At 28.6% G+C, this 23,332-nt stretch carries 20 protein-coding genes, 5 tRNA genes and 1 pseudogene; all 26 read right to left on the bottom strand.

All coding sequences use genetic code 11. The annotated features are described in order from the left end of the window. Positions 1-11: 11 nt before the first annotated feature. The 26 genes and pseudogenes from ACEG17_RS02460 to ACEG17_RS02580 all read right to left on the bottom strand — a co-directional run bounded on the left by ACEG17_RS02460 (position 12) and on the right by ACEG17_RS02580 (position 22,975). Positions 12-1,202, bottom strand: a complete 1,191-nt coding sequence (locus tag ACEG17_RS02460) for an MFS transporter (protein ID WP_372582424.1) — start codon at positions 1,200-1,202, stop codon at positions 12-14. Between the two features lie 82 nt (positions 1,203-1,284). Beyond that, the gene (locus ACEG17_RS02465) at positions 1,285-1,572 is read right to left on the bottom strand and encodes a TM2 domain-containing protein (protein ID WP_372582425.1); all 288 of its coding nucleotides are present in this window, start codon (positions 1,570-1,572) and stop codon (positions 1,285-1,287) included. A gap of 29 nt (positions 1,573-1,601) precedes the next feature. After that, the gene (locus ACEG17_RS02470; RefSeq protein WP_021743723.1) at positions 1,602-1,961 is read right to left on the bottom strand and encodes a YbaB/EbfC family nucleoid-associated protein; all 360 of its coding nucleotides are present in this window, start codon (positions 1,959-1,961) and stop codon (positions 1,602-1,604) included. Between the two features lie 67 nt (positions 1,962-2,028). Then, positions 2,029-2,113 (bottom strand) — tRNA-Tyr (locus ACEG17_RS02475). A 23-nt stretch (positions 2,114-2,136) separates the two neighbouring features. Then, positions 2,137-2,212, bottom strand: a tRNA-Thr gene (locus tag ACEG17_RS02480). A gap of 6 nt (positions 2,213-2,218) precedes the next feature. Next, positions 2,219-2,295 (bottom strand) — tRNA-Asp (locus ACEG17_RS02485). 4 nt (positions 2,296-2,299) lie between these two features. Then, positions 2,300-2,375: transfer RNA gene (locus ACEG17_RS02490), tRNA-Val, on the bottom strand. A 44-nt stretch (positions 2,376-2,419) separates the two neighbouring features. Then, positions 2,420-2,494: transfer RNA gene (locus ACEG17_RS02495), tRNA-Glu, on the bottom strand. 118 nt (positions 2,495-2,612) lie between these two features. Next, positions 2,613-3,203, bottom strand: coding sequence for an IMPACT family protein (locus ACEG17_RS02500; RefSeq protein ID WP_372582426.1), 591 nt, complete (start codon positions 3,201-3,203; stop codon positions 2,613-2,615). A 210-nt stretch (positions 3,204-3,413) separates the two neighbouring features. After that, positions 3,414-4,568 (bottom strand): hypothetical protein, encoded by a 1,155-nt coding sequence (locus ACEG17_RS02505; protein WP_372582427.1) that lies wholly within the window; start codon positions 4,566-4,568, stop codon positions 3,414-3,416. Positions 4,569-4,585: 17 nt separating this feature from the next. Beyond that, the gene (locus ACEG17_RS02510; protein WP_299571007.1) at positions 4,586-5,467 is read right to left on the bottom strand and encodes a hypothetical protein; all 882 of its coding nucleotides are present in this window, start codon (positions 5,465-5,467) and stop codon (positions 4,586-4,588) included. A 132-nt stretch (positions 5,468-5,599) separates the two neighbouring features. Then, complete coding sequence (locus tag ACEG17_RS02515) at positions 5,600-6,364, bottom strand: site-2 protease family protein (RefSeq protein ID WP_372582428.1); 765 nt, start codon at positions 6,362-6,364, stop codon at positions 5,600-5,602. 367 nt (positions 6,365-6,731) lie between these two features. Further along, a complete protein-coding gene (locus tag ACEG17_RS02520) occupies positions 6,732-7,043 on the bottom strand; it encodes a hypothetical protein (protein WP_299571003.1) in 312 nt (103 codons plus the stop codon). A gap of 49 nt (positions 7,044-7,092) precedes the next feature. Further along, a complete protein-coding gene (gene glmS, locus ACEG17_RS02525) occupies positions 7,093-8,922 on the bottom strand; it encodes a glutamine--fructose-6-phosphate transaminase (isomerizing) (protein WP_372582429.1) in 1,830 nt (609 codons plus the stop codon). Between the two features lie 356 nt (positions 8,923-9,278). Next, positions 9,279-9,383 (bottom strand): annotated as a pseudogene (locus ACEG17_RS09965) (IS481 family transposase); the annotation flags it as partial. 255 nt (positions 9,384-9,638) lie between these two features. After that, positions 9,639-10,289 carry a hypothetical protein gene (locus ACEG17_RS02530; RefSeq protein WP_372582430.1) on the bottom strand — a complete coding sequence of 217 codons (651 nt, stop codon included), beginning with the start codon at positions 10,287-10,289 and terminating at the stop codon, positions 9,639-9,641. Between the two features lie 169 nt (positions 10,290-10,458). Then, the gene (locus ACEG17_RS02535; RefSeq protein WP_372582431.1) at positions 10,459-10,782 is read right to left on the bottom strand and encodes a hypothetical protein; all 324 of its coding nucleotides are present in this window, start codon (positions 10,780-10,782) and stop codon (positions 10,459-10,461) included. A 66-nt stretch (positions 10,783-10,848) separates the two neighbouring features. Beyond that, positions 10,849-11,766 (bottom strand): hypothetical protein, encoded by a 918-nt coding sequence (locus ACEG17_RS02540; protein WP_372582432.1) that lies wholly within the window; start codon positions 11,764-11,766, stop codon positions 10,849-10,851. 16 nt (positions 11,767-11,782) lie between these two features. Continuing rightward, positions 11,783-14,848: a restriction endonuclease gene (locus tag ACEG17_RS02545; protein ID WP_372582433.1), complete on the bottom strand. Its 3,066-nt coding sequence runs from the start codon at positions 14,846-14,848 to the stop codon at positions 11,783-11,785. 79 nt (positions 14,849-14,927) lie between these two features. Then, positions 14,928-15,530: a GNAT family N-acetyltransferase gene (locus tag ACEG17_RS02550; RefSeq protein WP_372582434.1), complete on the bottom strand. Its 603-nt coding sequence runs from the start codon at positions 15,528-15,530 to the stop codon at positions 14,928-14,930. Further along, a complete protein-coding gene (locus ACEG17_RS02555) occupies positions 15,508-15,690 on the bottom strand; it encodes a hypothetical protein (protein ID WP_006805581.1) in 183 nt (60 codons plus the stop codon). The genes ACEG17_RS02550 and ACEG17_RS02555 overlap by 23 nt, the downstream gene beginning before the upstream one ends. A 99-nt stretch (positions 15,691-15,789) precedes the next feature. Beyond that, positions 15,790-16,191 (bottom strand): hypothetical protein, encoded by a 402-nt coding sequence (locus ACEG17_RS02560; RefSeq protein WP_372582435.1) that lies wholly within the window; start codon positions 16,189-16,191, stop codon positions 15,790-15,792. Positions 16,192-16,382: 191 nt separating this feature from the next. Further along, positions 16,383-17,090 carry a hypothetical protein gene (locus tag ACEG17_RS02565; RefSeq protein WP_372582436.1) on the bottom strand — a complete coding sequence of 236 codons (708 nt, stop codon included), beginning with the start codon at positions 17,088-17,090 and terminating at the stop codon, positions 16,383-16,385. A gap of 32 nt (positions 17,091-17,122) precedes the next feature. Further along, positions 17,123-19,093, bottom strand: coding sequence for a site-specific DNA-methyltransferase (locus ACEG17_RS02570; protein WP_372582437.1), 1,971 nt, complete (start codon positions 19,091-19,093; stop codon positions 17,123-17,125). 15 nt (positions 19,094-19,108) lie between these two features. Further along, entirely contained in the window at positions 19,109-19,822 is a 714-nt protein-coding gene (locus tag ACEG17_RS02575; protein WP_372582438.1) for a DUF4391 domain-containing protein, read from the bottom strand. Continuing rightward, positions 19,823-22,975 (bottom strand): helicase-related protein, encoded by a 3,153-nt coding sequence (locus ACEG17_RS02580; protein ID WP_372582439.1) that lies wholly within the window; start codon positions 22,973-22,975, stop codon positions 19,823-19,825. Between the last annotated feature and the right edge of the window lie 357 nt (positions 22,976-23,332).

The following is a 23,332-nucleotide window of genomic DNA, read 5'->3' on the forward strand; positions in this document are numbered from 1 at the left end:
AACGAAAAAAATTACAATTTTTTTACTAAAATTAAAACTAATACAAAAAACATTACAATAATATTCACAGCAAATGGCAAAAAAGGGTTAAAATTTAATAAATGCCCTGATAACAGCGAACCTATAGCAGTTCCAAGCGAACCCACTGCAGATGCCACTCCCAGTATCTTCCCCTGATTTTCCTTATATCTCTGAGCAATAATCGTATTTCCAAGTGAGCGTACAATTTCATAAGTCATGGTATAAACTGCCATCAAAAGATATGGAGTTACACCAAATTTTACTCTGAACAAAATTACTCCCATCAATATTATTCCAGCAAAAATCAAAAATTTATAAATACTTTTTTCCTTAAATTTTTTTAAAAGTTTTCCTAGCAAAAATGCAGTTCCAAAAAAAGCAAGTAATGACGAACACATAACAAAAGTTCCAATTGTATCAGAAGAAACTTTTTCATAAAATTTCAAAAAATAGTTTAAAGCGCTTCCATAAGAATAAATTCCTATTCCTGAAAGTAAAATTATAAGACAGAAGAACTTGGAATACTCATCTAACTCCTTAATGTATCTAAAGGTTGCAAATGGGTTTAAGTCCTTTTTACTTTTTTCTTCCAAATCATCATTCTTTTTCACAATTTCCTTCATAAGCAGCAAAATAATTATCGAAACAATGCTTCCACCAATAAACTGTAGTGCAAAAGAAGTTCTCGGATCATTCGTAATAGTTGCAGCATATCCTCCTATTTTCTGCCCAATTGCTCCACCGATTACAGTTGCAGAACTTACTTTAGCAATATTCTTAGCCTTTTCTTCTTTTTCAGATAGCTGACTCACATATCCAAATGCCACAGCAAATGTTCCCCCCGAAGCAAATCCCGAAATCATCCTTGCCAAAAATATAAGCGGCAAATTCGTCCCAAATCCAAATATAAGCTGTGACATCCCATAACAAAATGGCATAAATACAAATATCCTCTTCATCCCAACTCTATCTGCCAAAGCCCCCAAATAAGGCGAAGAAATAAACATAGCCGTACTCATAAATGCCAATAATTCACCTGAAATACTCTTTTTCCACCCTCTCAATTCAATTAGTGCAGGTGTAGCGGGATGCCCTAAATTATAAACAATAATGCATAAAAACATCAATATTATCATCTTATTAATATTTTTCTTCTTTTCAAATTCTTCATTTTTTTTCATTTATTTCTCCCTTAAATTTTTCCAAAAAAAAATCAATAAAATTATTTATTGATTTTCCTTTTCTAAATATTCTTAAAACTTACTAATCTGATATTCTACCAAATTCATCAGCCGGTTTTTGTATTGCTTTTACTATTTGGATAACACATATTACAAATTCAACGAAAAGAATTACCATTCCAATCAATAAAATATATGTTAATACTCCTATTATTCCTGCAATTAAAAAATATATTCCTTCCTGTTTTCTACCTGCATAAAAAGCATGGATTCCAAAAGCTCCAAAAAACCAAGCTAGTAAACAATAAATTACTTTATTATACTTATGATTCTCATTTGATGTGTTTTCAGGTAAATTAGTTTCTGACATAACAAATCCTCCTTAAATCTATTTATTTATTAAAATAATCCTGGAATACTTACTCCACCAGTAACTACTTCCATTTCTTTTTCAGCCATTTCTTCAGCTTTATCCAAGATTTCATTTACTGCGTTTATGATTAAATCTGAAACAATAGTTGCATCATTTTCTTCAATTGCATCTTTTAATACATCTAATGAAATTGATAAATCTACAATTTTTTTCTGTCCATTTGCTTTTACAGTAATTCCTCCACCAGCAACAGATGTTTCTACAAATTTATCTTTTAATCCTTCTTGAATTTTTAACATTTCTTGTTGCATCACTTGAGCTTGTTTGATTATATCCTGCTGATTTCCACCAGATTTGTTTCCTGCTCCTTTTATTTTTCTAACCATAGTTGATAATTCCTCCTGCGAATTATAATTTAATATTTATAATAATTTTTATTTTTATAAAAAAAAATGGTGGAGAGGGAAGGATTCGAACCTTCGAAGGCTGAGCCGGCAGATTTACAGTCTGATCCCTTTGGCCACTCGGGAACCTCTCCACAACATTCTAAATTTTAAATAGTGGTGCCGCTTGTCGGACTCGAACCAACCACCTACTGATTACAAGTCAGTTGCTCTACCAGATGAGCTAAAGCGGCATTAAATGGCGGAAGTGACGAGACTCGAACTCGCGACATCTTGCGTGACAGGCAAGCACTCTAACCAACTGAGCTACACCTCCATAATGGTGGTCACAATTGGGATCGAACCAATGACCCCCTGCTTGTAAGGCAGGTGCTCTCCCAGCTGAGCTATGCGACCATAAATATTCACCATTTAATATTTTAATTATTCAATTTTAAACTTGGTACGGCCTAGGGGGATCGAACCCCTGTTACCGGGATGAAAACCCGAGGTCCTAACCACTAGACGAAGGCCGCACATTCATTCCCTTATTTGTTATTATCACTAACAGACAAGAAATATAATATCATATTTGATTTTATTTGTCAACAATTTTTTCAAAAAAAATTGTTTCTCTTCAAAATTAACTATTTTCTATATTTTTATTACAATAATTTTCTGTAATCTATTCAATTCATCTTCAATTTCATCATTTGCTAATATCTTCATTGTTACCCTATTTGAATAATTTTTTTCCAATATTTCAATTCCAAATTTTGGGGTATTTTCATTCAAGAATGCTTCCATTTCTGAAGTATATTCATAGTCATAATCTATTATAAAAATAGATTTTTCAACATAGTCTATAATTTTTGCTTCATTAACAGCTAGTTTTGCTGTTTTGGCATAATTTCTTATAAGTCCACCAGCTCCCAGTTTTACTCCTCCAAAATACCTTGTCGCAACTAATGCCACATTATATACATCCAAAATATTTAATATTTCTGCCATTGGTTTTCCTGCTGTATTGCTTGGTTCTCCATCGTCATTATATTTAAAATATTCCTGCCCATTTTCCATTACTCTGTAAAGTGGCACATTGTGAGTTGCATTTGGATGCATTTTTTTGATAGAATCAATAAATTTTTCTGCTTCAATTGCTGTCGAAACTGGCTTAATGTATCCGATAAACTTCGATTTTTTTTCTTCAAATTCAATTGTTGTTTCTTTTGCTACAGTTTTCAACTTTTCCTCCTTTCGTTCTATAAATTTAAAATGATATTTATTATGTTATCATAAAAATAAAACTCAGACAACCTATTTTTGCAATCAAGTTCATCTGAGTTTCTATAATTTCTTATTGAGTTACTGGCTGTATCTGCACATATCCTTCCAACTGCTTAAATTTATTTGTACTTGTGAATTTCTTTTGTATCCTATTATAATCGACATCTGTCAGCTTTTTATATGATTTTTATTTTGAGTCTTCCCAGCCTTCTCCTTTTCCTTTTTTCTCTCATTTTCTAAAACTTCATCCAGCAGTTTAATTACTCTTGTATTTTCAAATTCTTTTCGATATTTTGATACCACATTATCATCAGCAACAGAAAGCATTTGTGCGACTGCAAGATACAATGCCAGCTCTGACTGTTCGTTAAAATAAACGTCTTCATAGCTCACATCTTTTGTCGAAACATTGTCAAGATAATATTTTACAGCATTTTCTATTCCATAGTTCATCATATTTTTCGCTATTTTTACTTCTGCGATTTTTAATTTAAATCCTCTTATATAGTCATCTGGAATCCCAAACTCCTTTTGATTTTTCGGAATTTTAAAATAATTAATTATTCGTTCATATTTACTAATTTCTTGTTTTTGAGTATCTAGAGTTTCCTTTCCGTTATCAAGAATCTCCTTTACACTTTCACTATAAGTTTGTGTATTTTCTAATACTTCTTCCTTATCTAAATCATCTTTTTTATCCTTATTTTCAATAATTCCCTTTTTATTATCGTATAAAAATCCATTAGGCAAATCATTTGCCTCATTATTAGTTTTATCTTCCTCTTCAGTCAAATAGTCACCTAATGTTTCAATAAACTTTACCATATCCAAATTCTCGCTTAATGTGTCAACAAGTTCCATCACTGCTGAATTTTTATAGTAACGTTTTATAAGATTGTAATAAAATTTTGCTTTTTTTTCATCGCCTTTTAACTTGTAATAGGTAAATTCGTTTGAAAGTTTATCAAATCTCGTTGAATAAGGAGCAATTTTATCCATATATTCCCTTGCTTTTTTAAAGTCCTTCTTTCCCCCTACTATGTAGGCTCCTACAAGAACTGATCCTAATGTTTCATTTCTTTCATCTTTTTCATAAATTTCCTTTAATTTCAAAAGGTTATCATTTTCATGCCCATCTTCTGTAAAAAAATTTTTTTCATCTTTAATATCATATTCAAATTTTATTGTTTCATCAATAACACTTTGCTTTATACCAATTTTTGAAAGCCTGTCCTGTATAAGTTCAGCTCTAGTATATGCTGGTAATTCGTATCCTAAAGAAAAAAATACTGGCAATGATAATGATACAAAAATTTTTTTCATAAACTTTCTCCTCTTTCCTAATTTACCATTTTTGATAAGAAATCCTTGTCCTTTTCAGTTTCAGTCTGGATTTTCTTAGCAATCCAAGTATCTTCCAATTTTGCTCCATTGCTTATTTTTAACAAATCTTCTTTTATTTCCTCATTCATTATTACAACATTAAAGTAAAGTATAACTTCAGCCCGTAAATTATAATTTTGTATTTCTTCACTTATATTCTCGTTCACAATATTGTCAAGATACTCTGCAACAGCAGTTTTTACCTCTCCTTTATCAAATAAATTACGGATTTTATTCAAATAATAAGTCAATTTCATAAAATAGTATTCTTCATCAGAAACTCCGATTTTTCGTCTTTCGCTCTCATTTTTTAATAATTTCAAAACTTTTTCTGTAAGCATCTGTTTTTCTTCAAAGTTCTTTGCCACAAAAATTTTTGCTAATGTTACTATTACTGTATCTTTATATTTTTTAGGAATTTCATCCATATATTTTTCAAAACTTGACATATCTCCCTTATCTAGAGCGTACATCATTTTTGAAAAAGTTTTTTCGTATTCATAAGGCGTATATTTTACAAATAAGTCAAGATATTTTTTATAATCTCCACTTATTTTAGATTCAAAAATAGTAATTAGAGCTTGAGCAGCTATATAGTTTCTCTCATCCTTCTGAAGAAGTTTTTCAAGTTTTGCCACTCTTTCACGAATAATTTTTTCATCATTTTCAAAATATTCTGTATCTCTAATTTCATAATCCAAAGCTATCGTTTCATCAATTAAAGCCTGCTTTATACCAAGCTTTGATAAAGTTTCCTGAATTTTTTCCTTTTGTGTAAATCCATACACCTCAAAATTTATTGCAAAAAATATTCCTAAAATCAAAAATAATTTTTTCATCTTTACCACATCCTTAAACTTTGATAAAAATACCTTTTCTAATATTTAAACTTACCTTCAAAATTGTAATACTATATTATATCCCATATTTTTGATTTTCAAAATTTTTTATTGAATTTTCTTATAATTTTTTTAAAAAGTTAAGTTAATATCTATTCCTGCAAGTTTCAAAAAAAAATCAACAATTACTAAAAAGCCTTGTGTTAAACGAGAGCCGCTAAAATAAACAATTACAAATATAATTAAAATTCCATATCTTTCAATTTTATTATAAAACTCTCTAATTTTATTTCCCGAAAAAGAATAAACTATTCTACCTCCATCAAGCGGAGTTATTGGTATTAAGTTGAACATTCCAAGCAAAAGGTTTATTACATAAACATAAATCATGACTGTCATAAAAATATTATCCGTATCCAGATATTTACTACCTAGTTTTAAAAATACAAGTGAAATTCCTGCAAGAATAAAGTTTACTACTATTCCAGCGACTGCGACACAGAATAGTCCTAACCGATGTGGTCTTAAATTATAAAAATTAACCGGAACAGGCTTTGCCCACCCTACCAAAAATTTGAATCCGCTCAAAAGTATAAGAACCGGAAGAATTATTCCTGTCAATTCAATATGTTTAAGAGGATTTAGAGTAATTCTTCCCTCTCTTTTGGCAGTATCATCACCAAATTTATATGCCACATATCCGTGCGCCACTTCGTGAAGAGTCATTGATATTACAAATACCAAAAGTGAAATTATCATATCCCTTGAAATTTCTACCACAAAAAAAATCCTTGCAATAAAATAAATAATAATAGCAGCAATAATCCCCAGTTTTATTTCTGAATATTGGGGATTTAAAACCTTAAACCTGTCATAATAATTTTTTACTATTTTCACAAAACTTCCTTTCCAAAATCGCAGGCTTTTCGTCCAATTCCTGCCACATTTCTCTTTTACTCCTCTTCAATCCCCACTTTCGCATCTTTATTTTCCAAAACGATAATTTTTAGTTTATGTATTCTAGACTTTTTCATGCTTTCTTTTATTTATATTTAACAATCTCTTTTATATCAACTGATAAATACTTCTTATTCTCAATTCTCCTGACTTTTTTCAAATTCATAATCCAAGTTTATTTTTATTTAAGCTAATTATACCAAATTTCATAAAAAATAACAAAGAATTTTAAAAAAATAAATAAAAAATATATGGAGTACCAAAATTGATACTCCAACTAACCTTTTTTATTACATTTTTGTTTTTACTATTTTTTGAACATTCCAGTAACTTTATCTGCTAATCCCTTAGCTCCTTCTACTGTTTTGTCTAATGCTTCTTCAGCACCTTTTTTCACATCTTGAACAATTTTGTTATTTGCAGCTTTTTCTGCTAAATCTTTTGCACCTTCCACAGTTTTACCTAGAACATCTTCAGTTCCTTTTTTAATATTCTGAGCAACTTCGCTTCCTGCAATTTCCTTTGTTTTGTCAGCAGCTTTATCAGCTAAGTCCTTTGCTCCATCTACAGTTTTTTTAAGAGCATCTTCTGCTCCTTTTTTCAAATCATCAAAATTCATAATTCTTTCCTCCATTTTTTTTATTATTTATAATTATTAACTAATTATCCTATTCCACAGTTACTGATTTTGCCAAGTTTCTTGGTTTATCAACATCATTTCCTTTTAATTTTGATAAATAATATGCCAATAACTGATGAATTACGATTGTAGGAAATCCTGCATAGTCGTCTTCTACATTTGGAATATAGAACACTTCATCAGCCACTTCTTCTACAACTGTATTTCCTTCTTTTGCAATTGCAACAACATAAGCTCCTCTTGAAGTAACTTCTTTTATATTTGATACTGATTTTTCAAATAAGTCCGACTGTGTAACATTTACAACAACTGGCACTCCATCTGTAATTAATGCTATAGTTCCGTGTTTTAATTCTCCAGAGGCAAAAGCTTCTGAATGAATATATGAAATTTCTTTAGATTTTAATGCACCTTCTACAGCAATTACATAGTCAAGCCCACGTCCAAGGTAGAACATACTTTCATTATCTTTAATCTTATCTGCAACATCTTTTATTTTTTCATTATATTCCAGCATTTTCTGAATGCTTTGTTCCACTTCATATAATTTCTTAATGTCCTCAGTAGCTTCATCTTTTGTAATTTTTCCAAATTTATATGCAAAGTCTATTGCCATCAAGTATAAAATAACCATCTGAGTTGTATACGCCTTTGTAGAGGCAACGGCAATTTCAGGCCCTGCCCAAGTGTAAATAACATGATCCGCTTCCCTTGCTATCGAAGAACCAACTACGTTTGTAATTGCAACAACTCTTGCCCCATGTCTTTTTGCCTCTTTCATAGCCTCAAGCGTATCTAAAGTTTCTCCAGACTGGCTTAATACGATAACTAAAGCGTTATCATTAATTACAGGATTTCTATATCTAAATTCTGATGCAATGTCGACATCCACACGAATTCTTGTTTTTTTCTCAATAATATGCTTTCCAACAAGCCCAGCATGGTAAGCGGTTCCACAAGCTACAATATAAATATCATTAATTCCTTCCAAATATTCCTTTGTAAGTCCTGCATCATCAAAATTAATGTTATAATTTTCATCAACTCTGCTGTTCAAAGTTTTTATAAGCACTTCTGGCTGTTCAAAAATTTCTTTTTCCATAAAATACTCAAATCCACCTTTAGAAGCAGCTTCCAAATCCCACTCAATATGAGTTACATCTCTTTTTATCTCATTTCCGTCTACATCCATAATTTTTACAGAGTCTTTTTTTATTTCCACAATTTCATTATTTTCAATCAAATATACATCTCTAGTATATTTCAAAATTGCAGGAATATCAGACGCAATAAAGTTTTCTCCATCTCCAAGCCCTACAATAAGCGGACTTTCCTTTCTTGCCGCAATAATTCTGTCAGGCTCATTTACAGACATAATTCCAAGTGCATATGCACCTTTTATAACTTTTAACAATTTCTTTACTGTTTCAAGCAAGTCTCCTGTATAAAGTTCATCTAACAAATGTGCCACAACTTCTGTATCAGTTTCTGATTTAAACTCATACCCTTTTGCAACTAGATCTTTTTTTAGTTCCAGATAATTTTCAATAATTCCGTTATGAACAACAACTAATGTTTTATTCTTGTTAAAATGAGGATGTGAATTTTCATCAGACGGCTTACCATGTGTTGCCCATCTTGTATGTCCTATCGCAACCGTCCCTAAAAGCGGATGTTTTTCTAGTTCATCAGCTAGATTTTGTAATCTTCCCACTTTTTTCACAATCTCAAATTTCTCATTTCCAGTATTAACAGCAATTCCAGCCGAATCATATCCTCTGTACTCCAACTTTTCTAACCCGTCAATAACAAATTCCTGAGCATTTTTAGCTCCAATGTAACCTACAATTCCACACATAATTTTCTCCTTCAATAATATTAAAATTACTAGAAAATGCTACTATAATACCTTTGTAACTCCAATTACTCAGAATTTTTGTGTATCATTAAGGTTGTAACCACCTAAAGAGCATCCGCCGATAATTCGATAACTCTTTTCCCTCGTCTCCTTTTAAAACAATGTTTTTCCTATTAATTATCCCAAAAGGACTGGCGCTTTTCAACTTTTATTTTCTAGTTCAAATGATTATATCAAATTTTTTATATTTTTTCAATACATTGCTTTGATTTAAACAAAAGTAAATTGTATAGATGTCAAACGTTTGTGACAAAAATATATTAAAAAAAACATTTCTTTCCCAATGTATCTTTAACCTACTGATTTTCCTTGTACTCTTTTAATACTTCGTTTAGTCTCTTAAAACCTAGTACTTTTCTTGATATATTGTTGTATCTTGTATTGTATTTCTTTATTGCCCGTTGACGAACACGGTATATTTCTGATATACTACTTATATGAAAGGTTTCTCCTTAATGTGGTTTGGTAGATTTACATTATATCTGAAACCTTTCTTTTTTTGTATATTCTTGTCGCATATGTATTATCTCACAACATTTTTTCAAGACAATAAGAATAAATAATCTCAAATTATACAGATTAACTACGGTTAAATGACTTGTTGTAATTCTATTATTTATTTAAACACTTTTACTGCTGAAATATAATTTTAATCATCATTCTATTCCTCGTTTTCTCCTCTCTTCTTCGCTCCAATAGTCTTCTCTTTCTAAATAATCCAGTTCTATTTCTTCAACAAAATCTTTTACAAATTTTTCATATATATATTTACTTAAATTTTTTGAGAATAGAGGATAATTTTCAAAAAATAGTTTTTTATTTTCTTCAGTCAAAAATTCTTCTTGTTCTAAAATATAACCAAATATTTTTCCAACATCTGGATATATACCTTTCCGCCAATAAAGTTCGGTGTCTGTACTTTCATAATAATCTTCTATTTTTCGCCTCACATCTGTTCTATATTTAATAATATAACTAAATTCGCAATAAATATAATTATATAAATTATTATATAAATCGCCATTATAATTATTTAAAATTAAATTTGCTTTTATTTTTTCAAAATTTATTGTTTGTTTAGTCAGTTTTGTATTATCTTTAATCTCTTGTTCTCTTTTCTCTTTTTGTTTCTCCCTTTTTACCAAATACTTACAAAATATTACTAATGCGACTAACATTAGTGTATACACGATTAAGCCTATTGGACCACCTATTTCTATTGCTATTATAAATCCTTGTACAACTCCTTGTAAGAAAAGTGAAAGTAATACTATTACTACTATACCAAATACTATTTTTATTAACATTTTTTTCCTTTCCAATTCATTTCTAAATTTTAAAGTATTTCATTTTTAACTTACTCAAATTATAATAAACCAAACTTAAAAATTTTAATTATGCTACTCAAACCTCAATATTATAACTTTATTAATTTGATATTGAGACAATTTGAATATACCTATAATTTAAAATAGTTTATTCAAAACCTTTTACAAACTTATTATACAAGTATCTTAATAAGTATACTTCGAATAAATTAAAGTTTTCAAAAAAAAGAGTTTTCATATCTTCAGTCAAAAATTCTTTTTCTCCTAATATGAAACCGAAAACATAACAAAATTCATCATCTAAAATCACATCTTTACTTATAGAATTTTTAAACTTTTCTTCCCTTTCATTCAAAATTTTTTCTACGTCATTCCATACTATAGAATTAAATTTAGAGTAAATATAATCATACAGATTTTCATTATCATATTTTAAAGTTATATTGGCTCTCACTTTTTCAAAGTTGACCATTTTTATTGCCTCCTTTCATATTATTTTTTATTTATTACTAAAATTATATAAATTAATTGACCTTTTTTAATAAACTTCCTTTTCTATTCCCTCTTCATTCCAATATTCTTCACTTTCCCAGTATTCTCTTTCTTCGCTGTCTTCATATTCCCATTCATCTGAGTCCATTCTGTCACGTCGATTTTCTTCTCTTTCCATTTTTTCCAGTTCTTTTTGTGTTAAAGAATTTGGCGAGTAATTATACGGGCTGGAACTTGAAGTATTTTTTCTATATTTTTTTTCCTCTTTCTCTTCCTTACTACGACGTAAATAGAGATACTTATCCACCTCCATCCACCAAGCTTCTTTTTTGGGAATTTCTAGTTTATTCTCATTCAAGATTACTTTCAAAGATTCTGGATCTGTATATCTAGTTGTCATACTGTCAACAATAGAGCCATTATAATCTATCATACAGAAAAGATTTCCATCCAGAATATAAACATCAGAACTTTTATTAATTGTTTTATGGGTTTTCTTACTTTTTACTACAGCATTCTCAAAAACATACAATTTTTCCCCATTAGAGAGAGTATATTTCATAATTCTATTTGCTTTTATATAAATAAATTTATCTGAATACATTGCAATTTTTGCAAATGAATATTTTGAATCTAGAACAAAATACATTGTTGCCCGAATTTCAGCCGGATTTTTAGGATTATTAATTTTTTCTGCTGTTTTTTTAAACTCTTTAAAATATCTCTCAAAAAATGCAAAATCATCTTCCATTTCTTTTTTTAGTTTTTCTGCCTCTTCCTTTTTTTCACGTTCTTCTTTTTCTGCTTCTATTTTTTTCCATTTAATTTCTTCCATTTCATATTTTTTTTTATCATTTTGATAACTAAAAAATGAAAAAATTTCTGAAATAACTATAAGTATTACTAAAAATAGGCAAATTAATATTGACTTAATCTTGGAATTTTGATTTAAAAATTTTTTCATTTTATATCATTGCTCCTTATATAATTTCAAATTTCCTTTTAAAATCATCATAATTATTTACCCAGTTAAATTTTACCTCCTTTGAAATTGCTTCAAAATGTAGTTTTCCACATTTTATTTTGCTTTTTTCCACATCTGTCAAATCCTTTTCTTTTTTATCTGCCTTCGTTTCAACGATAAAATAGATTCCTACATTGTTTTCATTATTTTCTGAAGAATTTTTGTAGATGATTGCCCAGTCAGGAGAATAGTTTCCGTATGGAGTATCTATTACAAAGCCACCTTTTTTGAGTTTTGTAAATAGCAATACATTTTTATCATTTTCCAGTTTTTCTGCAAATTCCTTTTCTCCATCACTATCAAGTTTATAATAATCATTTAGACTTCTACTACCTTTTTTAGCTTGAAATAACCTTCTTTTATTTTCAAAATCCTCTTCGTTTATTTTATTATCCACTTCAAAAATTTTCTCTGTATCAGTTACATATCCATCTATCACTTCATATTCAAAAACTTTTTCAGCTTTCATTTCATTTAAGTTTTCAAGCAATATTTCAGTTACATTTTCCAGTACATCTTGAATATTTAAGGCTTTTCTTTTTTCCTTTTCAAGTCCACTTATTATTTTTAATATTGCTAATCTTGGCAACATTGTGTGATACATTATATAATTTGCTATTTCAAAATCACTTTTTGTAGCCACTTCAATTTTAGACATTTCTATTTCTTTGTCGCCGCTATCTTTTTCAAGATTAAAATTTCCTGTCTCATTGTAATCCCCTTTAGATTCTACTACCTCCACAATTTGTTTCAAATCAAAATTGCTTATATAGTTATTTATTTTTTCTACACTACTTTCTATATATTTTTCCTTATCGATTTTACACTTATAAATCGCTTTTTTACTAAGATTTGTCCCTAGTTCTTCAAAAAGATTTTGAAAATCTTTTTCCGAAATAAATGTTCTTCTTTTATTAATAATCGGCTCATTATCTCCATTTGCTATTTCAATCCGATTTGTACCTTTTTCCACCATATATTTCACAAAATTTTCAGCAATTTGTATTGAATGTTCCTGTAAAGTTTCATTTGAAAAATGTATTTCTTTTATATCTTCTTTCCCATTTTTCAAAAGCACATTGTTAGAATCCATCACTCTTTTTTCAATCAATTCTTTCTTAAATTCATCTACCAGTTCCGAAGTAATCTTAATTTTAGGAATTCCTGATTTTTCAAGTGTGACAAGTAAAAGATCTGAGGTAACTTCGTTTTTATTTATATTTTTGTTAAAATCTTCCTGAAGCATTCTTGAAAAGTTTTCATAGCTGTCATTTGCAATCACAGTAAGTTCATTTACATTTTTATCTAAACTTCTATTTCCAGTAACATCTACAGGAAGTCTGAGTCCTCGCCCTATTTCCTGCTTTTTAGCAATTTCGCTACTTCCATTTTTTAATGTACACAATGTAAATACATTCGGGTTATCCCAACCTTCCCTAAGTGCTGAATGGGAAAAAATAAAGGCAAGTGTTTCATTAAAAGAAATCAATTCATCTTTCTTCTCTAGTATTAATTCAATCCCTCTATCAATATCTTCTTGTGATTTTGCCTTCACTTCGTTTTCTTTCTTATATTCCACCTCAACTTCCTTTTTCTTCTTATCTAATGCGAAATATCCTTCTCTCACTAAATTCACATCTTCATAATGTGGAAAATAATTTTTATATTTCTCAATTTTTCCCCTATACTTTTGCACAATTTTTAAATATTCTTCGTCAAATATTTTCAAATAAGCTCCTCTTCCATCAGAAGCCTCACTATCCCTAACTTTCTTAACCTCATCAATAAAAAACAGTGTCAAACCTTTTATTTTCTTGCCTTCTTCCAAAATCTCAAATTGCTTTTGAAAATGATTTTCTATAGCAAGACGGATTTGAATACGAATAATATCTTTATTCTCTAACTTTTTATTACTCTCTCCTAATGCTAATTCTAAATCTCCATAATTAGTAGCAATTTTCAATGACTTCTCTTTATGAGGCTGTTCCGCAATAAACATATCCTTATACTGTGGCAATCCTCCAGAAAGTTCATACAACGAGAAACCATTTTCCACATCAAAACTTCTAAATCTGATACTTTGCCCTTGCTCTTGAGAAAATATTTCTATCCTTGCCTTGCAGTCTTTTGTAAAATAAGTATATCTAATATATGGAAATTCTTTAGAAATCACACTATTTATCGTTTTCACTCGAATTTTTTTTACCAAGTCTTTTTTATACGCCTCATAAGAATCTAATTTATAAATTTGATTATACAGGTTTTTATGTGTAGCCGAATAACGAAGCGTAAATAATGGCTCCAGTTCGTCTATTGCTTTTAATGATTGTGATTTTTTATTTGCTGTTCCTTCTATTTTCTGTGGCTCATCAATTAACACAATCGGCCTTACAAATTTTATATCTCTCCATAAATTTTTAGCATATTCATCATCCTTACGAATTTTATTCGTATCTCTATTAAATGCCTGAATATTCATAACACAAATACTCAAATTATTCTCTTCCACAAAATTATTTACTTTTCCTAAATTATTACTGTCATAAATAAAACTATATTTAGATAAATCCACATTATATAGTCTTTTAAAATGTTCCCTTAATTGTTCAATAGATTTTTCCACTCCTTTACGAATCGCTACAGACGGAACTACAACCATAAATTTCTTAAATCCATACTCCTTGTGCAATTCCAATATCGTACGCAAATAAACATAAGTTTTCCCAGTTCCAGTTTCCATCTCAACTGTAAAATCTCTCTCGTGCTTGCTGTAAGCCTTTTCATCGGTAAATAGTCTATTTTTCAACTGAACTTTTTTCAAATTCTGAAAAAGTTTATTCCCTCTAACAATATCAATATTTCTCACAGGATCTTTTTCCATAAGTCTTGTTTTTCTTATTCTTTCAGCATAAATACTATCCAACGATTTTGGCAATCCTCTAAATAACTCTACAACAGAATTTACCGCCTTTTTCTGATATTCCAAATTATCATCAAACTGAAATATTATTTTATTTGACATTTCATTTTCTCCTTTTGTTCTGTAATAAAAAAGCCTCAATTATCTTTTTTGATAAAAGAGACTTATAAAATCTTTATTTTTAAAAATTATCTAATCTTAGTATCATTGTTCTTAATTTATTTTCTGAACTAAATTTTTTTATCAGATTGAATCCATAATTTGAATAAAATCTTATTAGTGAACTGTTATCTTCACATTCCAGCCATAAATATTTCGTATTTATAATTTTTTTCACGATTAATAATAATTCGTGTGCTAACGATATTATTTCATTACCTGTTATCATATTTTTATCAGAAATATTATAATTTTTCCCTATCTGTGCCAGCAAAAAACTATTCACAACATAACTTCCGTCTTTCAATCTTCTTCCACTCTGTGAAAATCTTTTCTGTTGGGTCCTACTAAGATTAAGAAAATTTTCTTTTTCAATAATTAAACTTTTATTTGCAAATGTAAAATACCCCAATATTTCTGTTCCCTCTTTATTGTAAATAATATGTGTTGCAGAAAGTGATTTTTTCTCAAAATCTATAGCTTTGTTATGTAAAAAATCCTCAATACTATTTCTATCTCTACTTCTAAAAGTCTTTAAAATTTTTTCTTTTATAAAGTCATCATCTTTCAATTTTTCTCTTAATTTCTGCAACGATATAGTTTCACTCTTTTTCTTTATACCCAAAATTTTTTGCTATCCTCAAAATTTCTTCTGGGTCATCTACAATTTCAAAATCAACATCAAGTTTCTTAACTTTCTTTTTACTCTCCATTGCTTCCAGTACTTCATCTGCATATCTTGCAGGAATTCTCAAAGCATCAAGCAATATACTTTCTGTAGCCATAATTACCACTCTCCCCTTTTTTAACTTTATTTTCATTTTTATAATATCATATATATTTTAGCGTGTCAATTAGATTTCAATCTCTTTCTAAATAACCTCTTATTTAATGCACTCATACACAATAACATTAATAATACAAAATATTACCAACATTAAATAAAGCAAAAATTTATTTTTATCAAAAAATTTTGTATCTACACCTGTTTTCTTCATATTTTCTAGCATTCCAATTTTAGAAAATTCAAAATAAATCCAGCTACCTAATGTTGACCAGTAAAAAGAAAGAATTCCTTCTGATTCAAGCATCATATAAAACCAAAACTGATATATCATATAAATTATTAAACCTAAAGTAAGAAACAACATCTCATTTTCTTTTCCTGTATTCTCTTTTGTTTCTTTTCTACAATATTCCATAATATAAATTATGCCTAAACCCAAACCACCTGTAAGAAATACAGAAGCCATTAAAATTAATCCCATAAATAGATTTACAATCATTTTTAATTTTCCTTTCTTTAATAATGGTTTTATGTCTCTTTTTATTTAGTTGTCATTGTCCATTCTTTAACAAGGGAGAACATCGCCTTCTCCCTTGACCCACGCTAGTCTACGACATTTTATGCACAGTCGAAAAACTCGCTATGCTCAAACAGTTTCGACTGCACCTAAAAATGCTCCGACAGATTACTTTATAGTATATATTTTCCAAATATTATTAATAATATTCCAATCATCAATGGAACTGATATTTTTAAAAGTTTCTCTTTAAAATTTTTATCAAAATTAATTAGATAAAATAGACTGCTCATAGTCATTAAAATAACACCATAAATCATAAATACAGTTGAAATATTCGCATTCTCTTTAGTAATACTTGAAACTCCAAATCCTATTACAGAAAAAATTGTTAAAAATACCCCCATTATTTCTAATATTTTTCTATCGTATTCTTTTTGTTCATCTGATATTTTTTTATAATTTTTCTTTAAATATTCTATCTGTGCTCTCTGATTTTGAAAAATATTTTTATACTTCTTTATTTTTTTCAATCCGTAATCTATTTCATTTTCTCTTAATTGTTTTTCATATATATTTAATATATATGTTATGTAATCAAATGTGTTGTATATTTTTTCTATTGTTTCATTAATTTGAATATTTTTATTTTCATTAGAAAGTTCATTATTCATATCTTTAAACTTTTCTTTATATTCTAAAAATTTTGCATAGTTTCCATTTTCATTATGAAATTCATAATATTTTTCCCAAAATTCTTTTTCTGTTTCACAAACTAATATTTTCATAGTTCCTAAATCATATTCAAATCTGACTTTATCCGAAAATTTTTGAATCTCATTTAATAAATTTTCTAATTTTTTTTCAAGATTTTCTTCCATTTTTAAATCTATTTCCTTCCTAACTCTCTCCCCTAAATAAACTCCACCCTATAACTAACCTTACTCTCCCCCGAATTTCTCTCAATCAGACTTCTCAACTTCCTAAAAGTTTCATCCTTCAATGAGATATTATCTTTAAATGCAGAATCTCTAAACACAAACTTTATTGGTAACGGATTTAATGAAGCTAATTTTTCTACCATTTCCTCTGTTATTTCTGTTTCAAGACAAATTAAATATGTACTTGCATAAAAATATGTTCTATTTCCAATATCTGTCAATACTTCCAGTCTTTCTGACAATGGAATATCATTCTGTCTTAACATTATTTCATAAACAATATCAATATCATTGCTTCCAAGTACAAAATCCAATGAATCAGGGTCATCAAAAGAATATTGACTTTCTTCATTGAAATTCTCCAAGTCGTACCATTTTATATTTGTATCATCCACTTTAAATACTTTAAATCCAATATCTGGAACTTTTTTAGGCTCTTCTCCCAGTTTCAAATTAGAATTATATTCTTCTATTTCCTGTTTTATCTTTTCTCCAGCACGTCTGATTCTTTCTTTTCCAATTTCTGCTATATTTTTATATCCAGCCTTAAATGCTTCTGATTTTTCATCAGTTGTTTCAGGTAATTGAACCATTATATATTTTCTATTTCCATCATCTTCACTGTTTAACTGCATAACAGCATGAGCTGTTGTTGCTGAACCTGAGAAGAAGTCTAGGATAACATCATTATCATACACATTTCCAATTTTTATAAGTCTATTTAATAATTTTGTACTTTTGGAATATTCAAAAATTTTATAATTGAAAAATGAGATTATTTCATTACTGGCTTGTGTAGTACTAAATTCAGATGATAGCAATATATTTCTATATGGTAATTTTCTTTCTATTTTATTTCCATTATTATCTACAAACTCGTATTGTTTAGAATAAACACTCCATGTATTATTGTTATTTTTAAATTCAATATAATTATTTTTTATCCCCCATTCTAATTTAGTTTTACTCCATCTCCAATTCCAGCCTTCATTACTTTTTTCATTTTTTCCTCCAGGCCATAATTTACTTCCATCTGGCATGATTATTTCATAATTTAATGAAGCAGAATAATGATTGCTGGTCATTCTTCTGTCTAATTTATTTAATAAATATTTTCCTCTTTCTTTTTCAAATTCATCACTTAATTTATATTTATCATTATTCTCTTCAATTCTTTTACCTAGATTTACAAAATTTTTATTTTTAGAAATTAATAATATATATTCATTCTCTTTAACTACTAGTTTTTCATCATGTCCACCACCACTTTTTGACTGCCACACAATATTAACTACAAAATTCTCTTCCCCAAAAATCTCATCACACAATCTCTTTAGGTTAGCCTGCTCATTATCATCAATACTTATAAATATAACTCCATCATCAGTCAGTAAATCTCTAGCCAGTTTCAATCTTGGATACATCATATTCAGCCAGTTTGCATGGTATCTGTTAGTTGACTTCTGATTTTTCTGCAGTTTTTCATTATTTTCTGATATTATTCCCTCTGCCTTGTCGCTCTCTTCCTTGTCCATTTTAAAAGTATCATTATAGACAAAATCATTTCCCGTATTATACGGCGGGTCAATATATATCATTTTTATTGAGTTGTAATAATTCTGTCTTAACAGTTTCAATACTTCCAGATTATCTCCCTCGATATAGATATTTTCTGTTGAGTCAGCATTTTTACTGTCTTTTTCTACAAATTTCAACGTTTTATTCCCAATTCCCTGTTGTACTACTTTCTTTGCATTTTGTTTTCCTGCCCAATTCAGTTCATATCTTTCAATTCCTACTTCTTCAAAATCTCCCAGCTCTTCCTTCAATGCCTTTATATCCAGCTGTCCATCCTTTACAGCAGATGGAAATAATTGCTCCAGTGCTTTTAAATTATCATTTACTATGTTATTTATCTCTTTTTTTATTTTATTATTTTCCATTTTTCCTCCAAAATTCTAATATTTATCCAATTCAGAAATTATCTCTCTGATTTTTTTATTAATTTCTATTTTCTCACTATTTCTAATAGTTGATTTTATTTTTTCCTTGTACATCACAAGATTTTTAAAATTTTCAAAAACATTAATCATTTTGTTTCTGTCATACCATATTAAACTTTCTAAAATATTTCCTGATTTCTGATAATACTTCCGATTTTTTAAAATGTAATTTTTTATAAATATTTCTGAATAAAAATTAACTTTGTTAGTTCGATTCAGTGTTTTAGAATAGTCTAAAACTTCTTCCACTTCCCTTTTTGCTGAACTTGACATTGACAAGTCAAATATTTCAGTCATTACAGTATCTGTAACAACTATTTCATTTCTGTCATTTTGATTTAATCTTTTTAAAGCTAATGAATACAACTCTTTTGAATTATCGTAAAATCTTAATACACAAGGTGTTTTTATTGATTCCTGATATAGATTGGCAAGAAATCCAGCTTTTTTTATATCAGTTATTTCAAAATCAAAATACTGAATTACCTTAAAATTATATTTTTCATCTTCTACACTTGGAATCTCCTCATTATTTATCATATATTTCAATGTTACTGATTTTATGTATTCTTTTATTTTCTTTTTTTCAATAGGTTTAAATTCCTTCAGAATAAGATTTTTCAATTTTATTTCCTGATTTACTTCATATCTTTCGGGCATATTTATCATTTAACCCACCACCAGAAAAGATACCAACTCAAAATCATCTGTTGTGTCATCTTTAAAATTGTTGTTAAATCCTGAAAAATCAAACACTGTCTGAACAGCCTTTTCTTCCTCTTCACCTTTTATGCTGTTTACTGCTGTATTAAGCAATTCTGAATAAAATCCCATTTCAGTAGCATTTTTCGTATCTTTAAAAAATTCCTTTAAAACTTTCTCCTGAACTTCATTTTTTTCATAGCAAAGCTGCCTGAAAAGTTTTATAACTTCCCTTGCCTGACTGTTTTTAAATAAAATTTCTTTATTATTTCCTACAAAAATCAGGTAATAAGGATAAAGGGAACTATCATTTTTAGGTTTAGCATCATTTTTACTATGTTTAAAGCAGAACAATACTCCCTTCTGTTCACCTTCAGTTACAGAATAAATTCCTTTTGGTATTTTGTTTATTTCCTTATGATTATTCACATAATTTGAAAGTTCATACAGATATTCGTTCATATTAAGGTCTGTCAATGAAATATTTTCATTCGTATCTTCTATATCTATCACTTCATCCTTCAGTTTTTCCAGCTGTCTTTTCCTAAAGTTAAAATCATTCATTTCAGGATTAAGCATATCTTCATCCCCAGTAGAAGCGATATTTAATGTTGTCATTTTCCCTTTTACTCTTCTCTCCAAGTCCAAATATTCATTCAGATCTGCATTCGGAAAGAAATTAATCATCTGTATTTTGTCATTTCTACTTCCAATTCTGTCCACTCTTCCAAATCTCTGAATAAGCGACACAGGATTCCACTGAATATCAAAGTTTATTACAGTGTCACAGTCCTGTAAATTCTGTCCTTCTGAAATACAGTCTGTTCCTACTATAATATCTATCTGCTCATCTTGTGGAATTTCAATTTTCATTTTGGACTTTGGCGAAAATGCACTCAAAATGCTATGAAAGTCTTCTCTTACTTTTTTATTTGAAGTTTTCACTCCTTTACCTGTAACACTTGCAATGCTAATATCTTTACAATCGAATTTTTTTAACAGCTCAGAATAGATATAGTCTGCTGTGTCTGCAAATGCTGTAAAAATAAGTATTTTTCTATTCCCTTCATTATATGGTGTATTTTCAACCTTATTTTCCACAATTTTTTCCAGTTCATGAATCTTGTTATCCCTATCTTCTTTCAATAAAATCAATGTTTCATCATATATTTTTTTTACAATATCTCTATCGTTATACAACTCCTCAAGATAGGCATTTATTCTCAAATCTTCTACCTTTATTTCATATTTACTTCTTTCAATATAGATTTCATCTTCATTTTCCACATCAAGATTTTCTTCAATCGGCTGTCCTCTCTGTAAGTTATTTATTGTCTTGTCAATATTTTCAATCAGTCTTTTCAACGTTTCAGAAAAAGAATAAACAGAACTTTCCAGCCTTTTAAATAAATTCACTCTATGCAAGTAAATAAGCCCTTTTGATTGTGTATCAAAGTCCAGTTTCCCGCCACGATTTCCTGATAACTTATATTTATTGATATAATAGGCTAATTTTTCACTTTTTATAAATTTAGTCGGTGTGTATACTGATAAATTCAGTTCTTCCAAAAGTGAATTTGTATATTTAAAGTCTAAAAGTTCATTTTCTTTATCAATTTCAGAATAATAAGTTATCGGCTTGTTTTTTTGTGGGAATTTTCCTATATTCTTTGTTCCATAATAATTTGTAATATGTTTTCTGCTTCTTGATATTGTCATCATTTCCAGCAGTTTATAAAAATCTGATGGCAAGTTATCCAGTAACTCATCTTTTTTCTGGCTTCCTTCTTTTTCCCAGTCATTTATAACTTGTGTCGCCTTTTTCAATAAATATCCCACGCTTGAAATACCTTCTTCATTAAAAGCATTGTCATTATCTCCTGTTATAATGGAAATCTGATTTTTCAAGTCCACAAGGCTATTATTTACTGGTGTCGCCGATAGCAGTAGTACTTTTGTATTTTTTCCATTTTTTATTACATTATGAAGTAATTTAAAGTATCTGTTCATTATTAACTCATCATTTTCATCATATTTTGCAATTCTATTTCTGAAATTATGTGACTCATCAATAACTACCAAATCAAATTTTGACCAGTCAAATCTGCTCAATTCATATCCTGATTTTGATTCTCCCTTAGTTCTCGATAAATCTGTATGAAACATAATTTTGTAATTAAACATTTCATCCAAAAAGCTATCTTTATAACTTCCAGTAAAAGAACGCCAGTTATCATAAAGTTTTGCCGGTGTAAGAACTAATACATTATCATTTCTTATTTCAAAATACTTGATTACTGCCAAAGCTTCAAAAGTCTTTCCTAATCCCACTGAATCAGCAATTATACATCCTCCATATTTCTGTAATTTCTGTATAGCCGAAACAACACAGTCCTTCTGAAAATCAAAAAGCGAATTCCATATTTCAGTTTTTTTAAATTTATCACTGTCTTTTTCAAATCTCTCAACTCCACTGTCTAGCTTATCTCCAAAAAGCTCATTTAACGTAAAGTAATACAAGAATTCAGGATCATAATTTTTATAAACAAATTCAAGGCTTTCTAATAATTCCTGTTTATAATCCTGTGTTACATCATTATTATTCCAAATTTCATCATATATTCTCGACATGCCAAGTATCTGGGATTTTTCTGATTCTCCTTTTATTGTTGTATCAAAATCATAGCGATTTGTCCTTTTTTCGTATATTTCAAGTGATGATGTTCCCTGAATCATAAAATCATCATCAATTATTAAAATATTTCCGTTTACTTTCTGATATGGCTTTACTTTTCTGATATTTACGTTATTTTTTATAAAATCATACATAGCCTTTGCCTTAGCAAAATGCTTTAACTTATTTTTCTCCTTTATATCATAAGAATTATACAAAATATCATTAGGCGTTATCTCAAATTCCCTTGATATTTCATTATTTTTAGGAATAAACTTTGTATCTCTTATAATAAAATTTATTTCCTTCACATTTTTCAAATTTTTTTCCAATGCCGTAAAAACTGATATGGTTAATTTATCATTAATGATATTTACCACAGCATTCTCTTTTTCTGCCAAAACTTCATTTATTTTTTCAATAAATTTTTTTGCTGAATTTCCCATTCTCTCAATATCCTCTACATTTTAGTTTTTACAACCTCGAATTTCCCTCTTTCAACAAAGTTTATTACTTAATTCTTTATGTAAGGATATTTAATTAATTTTGCTCAATATTTGTTTTTATTAAATTATTTTTCATAGTTAAATTAAGAATGTCGTGATTTTTTGGAAATAAAATTGACTGTTTGAGCGAAGTTTAACGTAGCGAGTTTCAATTTTGTTTTCAAAAAATGCTGAGACAAGCGGGGATTGTAAAGGGGATGGCGATTGATCCCCTTTACTTTATAAAAAAGAAAAAATATAAAAATTATAGGAAGAATATTTATTAACAGTAAAAATAAGATTTAGTAGAAAAGACTA

Source organism: Leptotrichia hongkongensis (genome assembly GCF_041538065.1).
GTDB lineage: Bacteria > Fusobacteriota > Fusobacteriia > Fusobacteriales > Leptotrichiaceae > Leptotrichia > Leptotrichia hongkongensis.

What these genes read in the sequence shown, in the direction of transcription:
- ACEG17_RS02460 (WP_372582424.1), bottom strand. Translation starts at nt 1,202, where the DNA reads ATGAAAAAAAATGAAGAATTTGAAAAGAAGAAAAATATTAATAAGATG.
- ACEG17_RS02465 (WP_372582425.1), bottom strand. Translation starts at nt 1,572, where the DNA reads ATGTCAGAAACTAATTTACCTGAAAACACATCAAATGAGAATCATAAG.
- ACEG17_RS02470 (WP_021743723.1), bottom strand. Translation starts at nt 1,961, where the DNA reads ATGGTTAGAAAAATAAAAGGAGCAGGAAACAAATCTGGTGGAAATCAG.
- ACEG17_RS02505 (WP_372582427.1), bottom strand. Translation starts at nt 4,568, where the DNA reads ATGAAAAAAATTTTTGTATCATTATCATTGCCAGTATTTTTTTCTTTA.
- ACEG17_RS02510 (WP_299571007.1), bottom strand. Translation starts at nt 5,467, where the DNA reads ATGAAAAAATTATTTTTGATTTTAGGAATATTTTTTGCAATAAATTTT.
- ACEG17_RS02520 (WP_299571003.1), bottom strand. Translation starts at nt 7,043, where the DNA reads ATGAATTTTGATGATTTGAAAAAAGGAGCAGAAGATGCTCTTAAAAAA.
- glmS (WP_372582429.1), bottom strand. Translation starts at nt 8,922, where the DNA reads ATGTGTGGAATTGTAGGTTACATTGGAGCTAAAAATGCTCAGGAATTT.
- ACEG17_RS02530 (WP_372582430.1), bottom strand. Translation starts at nt 10,289, where the DNA reads ATGTTAATAAAAATAGTATTTGGTATAGTAGTAATAGTATTACTTTCA.
- ACEG17_RS02535 (WP_372582431.1), bottom strand. Translation starts at nt 10,782, where the DNA reads ATGGTCAACTTTGAAAAAGTGAGAGCCAATATAACTTTAAAATATGAT.
- ACEG17_RS02540 (WP_372582432.1), bottom strand. Translation starts at nt 11,766, where the DNA reads ATGAAAAAATTTTTAAATCAAAATTCCAAGATTAAGTCAATATTAATT.
- ACEG17_RS02545 (WP_372582433.1), bottom strand. Translation starts at nt 14,848, where the DNA reads ATGTCAAATAAAATAATATTTCAGTTTGATGATAATTTGGAATATCAG.
- ACEG17_RS02555 (WP_006805581.1), bottom strand. Translation starts at nt 15,690, where the DNA reads ATGGCTACAGAAAGTATATTGCTTGATGCTTTGAGAATTCCTGCAAGA.
- ACEG17_RS02560 (WP_372582435.1), bottom strand. Translation starts at nt 16,191, where the DNA reads ATGATTGTAAATCTATTTATGGGATTAATTTTAATGGCTTCTGTATTT.
- ACEG17_RS02565 (WP_372582436.1), bottom strand. Translation starts at nt 17,090, where the DNA reads ATGGAAGAAAATCTTGAAAAAAAATTAGAAAATTTATTAAATGAGATT.
- ACEG17_RS02570 (WP_372582437.1), bottom strand. Translation starts at nt 19,093, where the DNA reads ATGGAAAATAATAAAATAAAAAAAGAGATAAATAACATAGTAAATGAT.
- ACEG17_RS02575 (WP_372582438.1), bottom strand. Translation starts at nt 19,822, where the DNA reads ATGATAAATATGCCCGAAAGATATGAAGTAAATCAGGAAATAAAATTG.
- ACEG17_RS02580 (WP_372582439.1), bottom strand. Translation starts at nt 22,975, where the DNA reads ATGGGAAATTCAGCAAAAAAATTTATTGAAAAAATAAATGAAGTTTTG.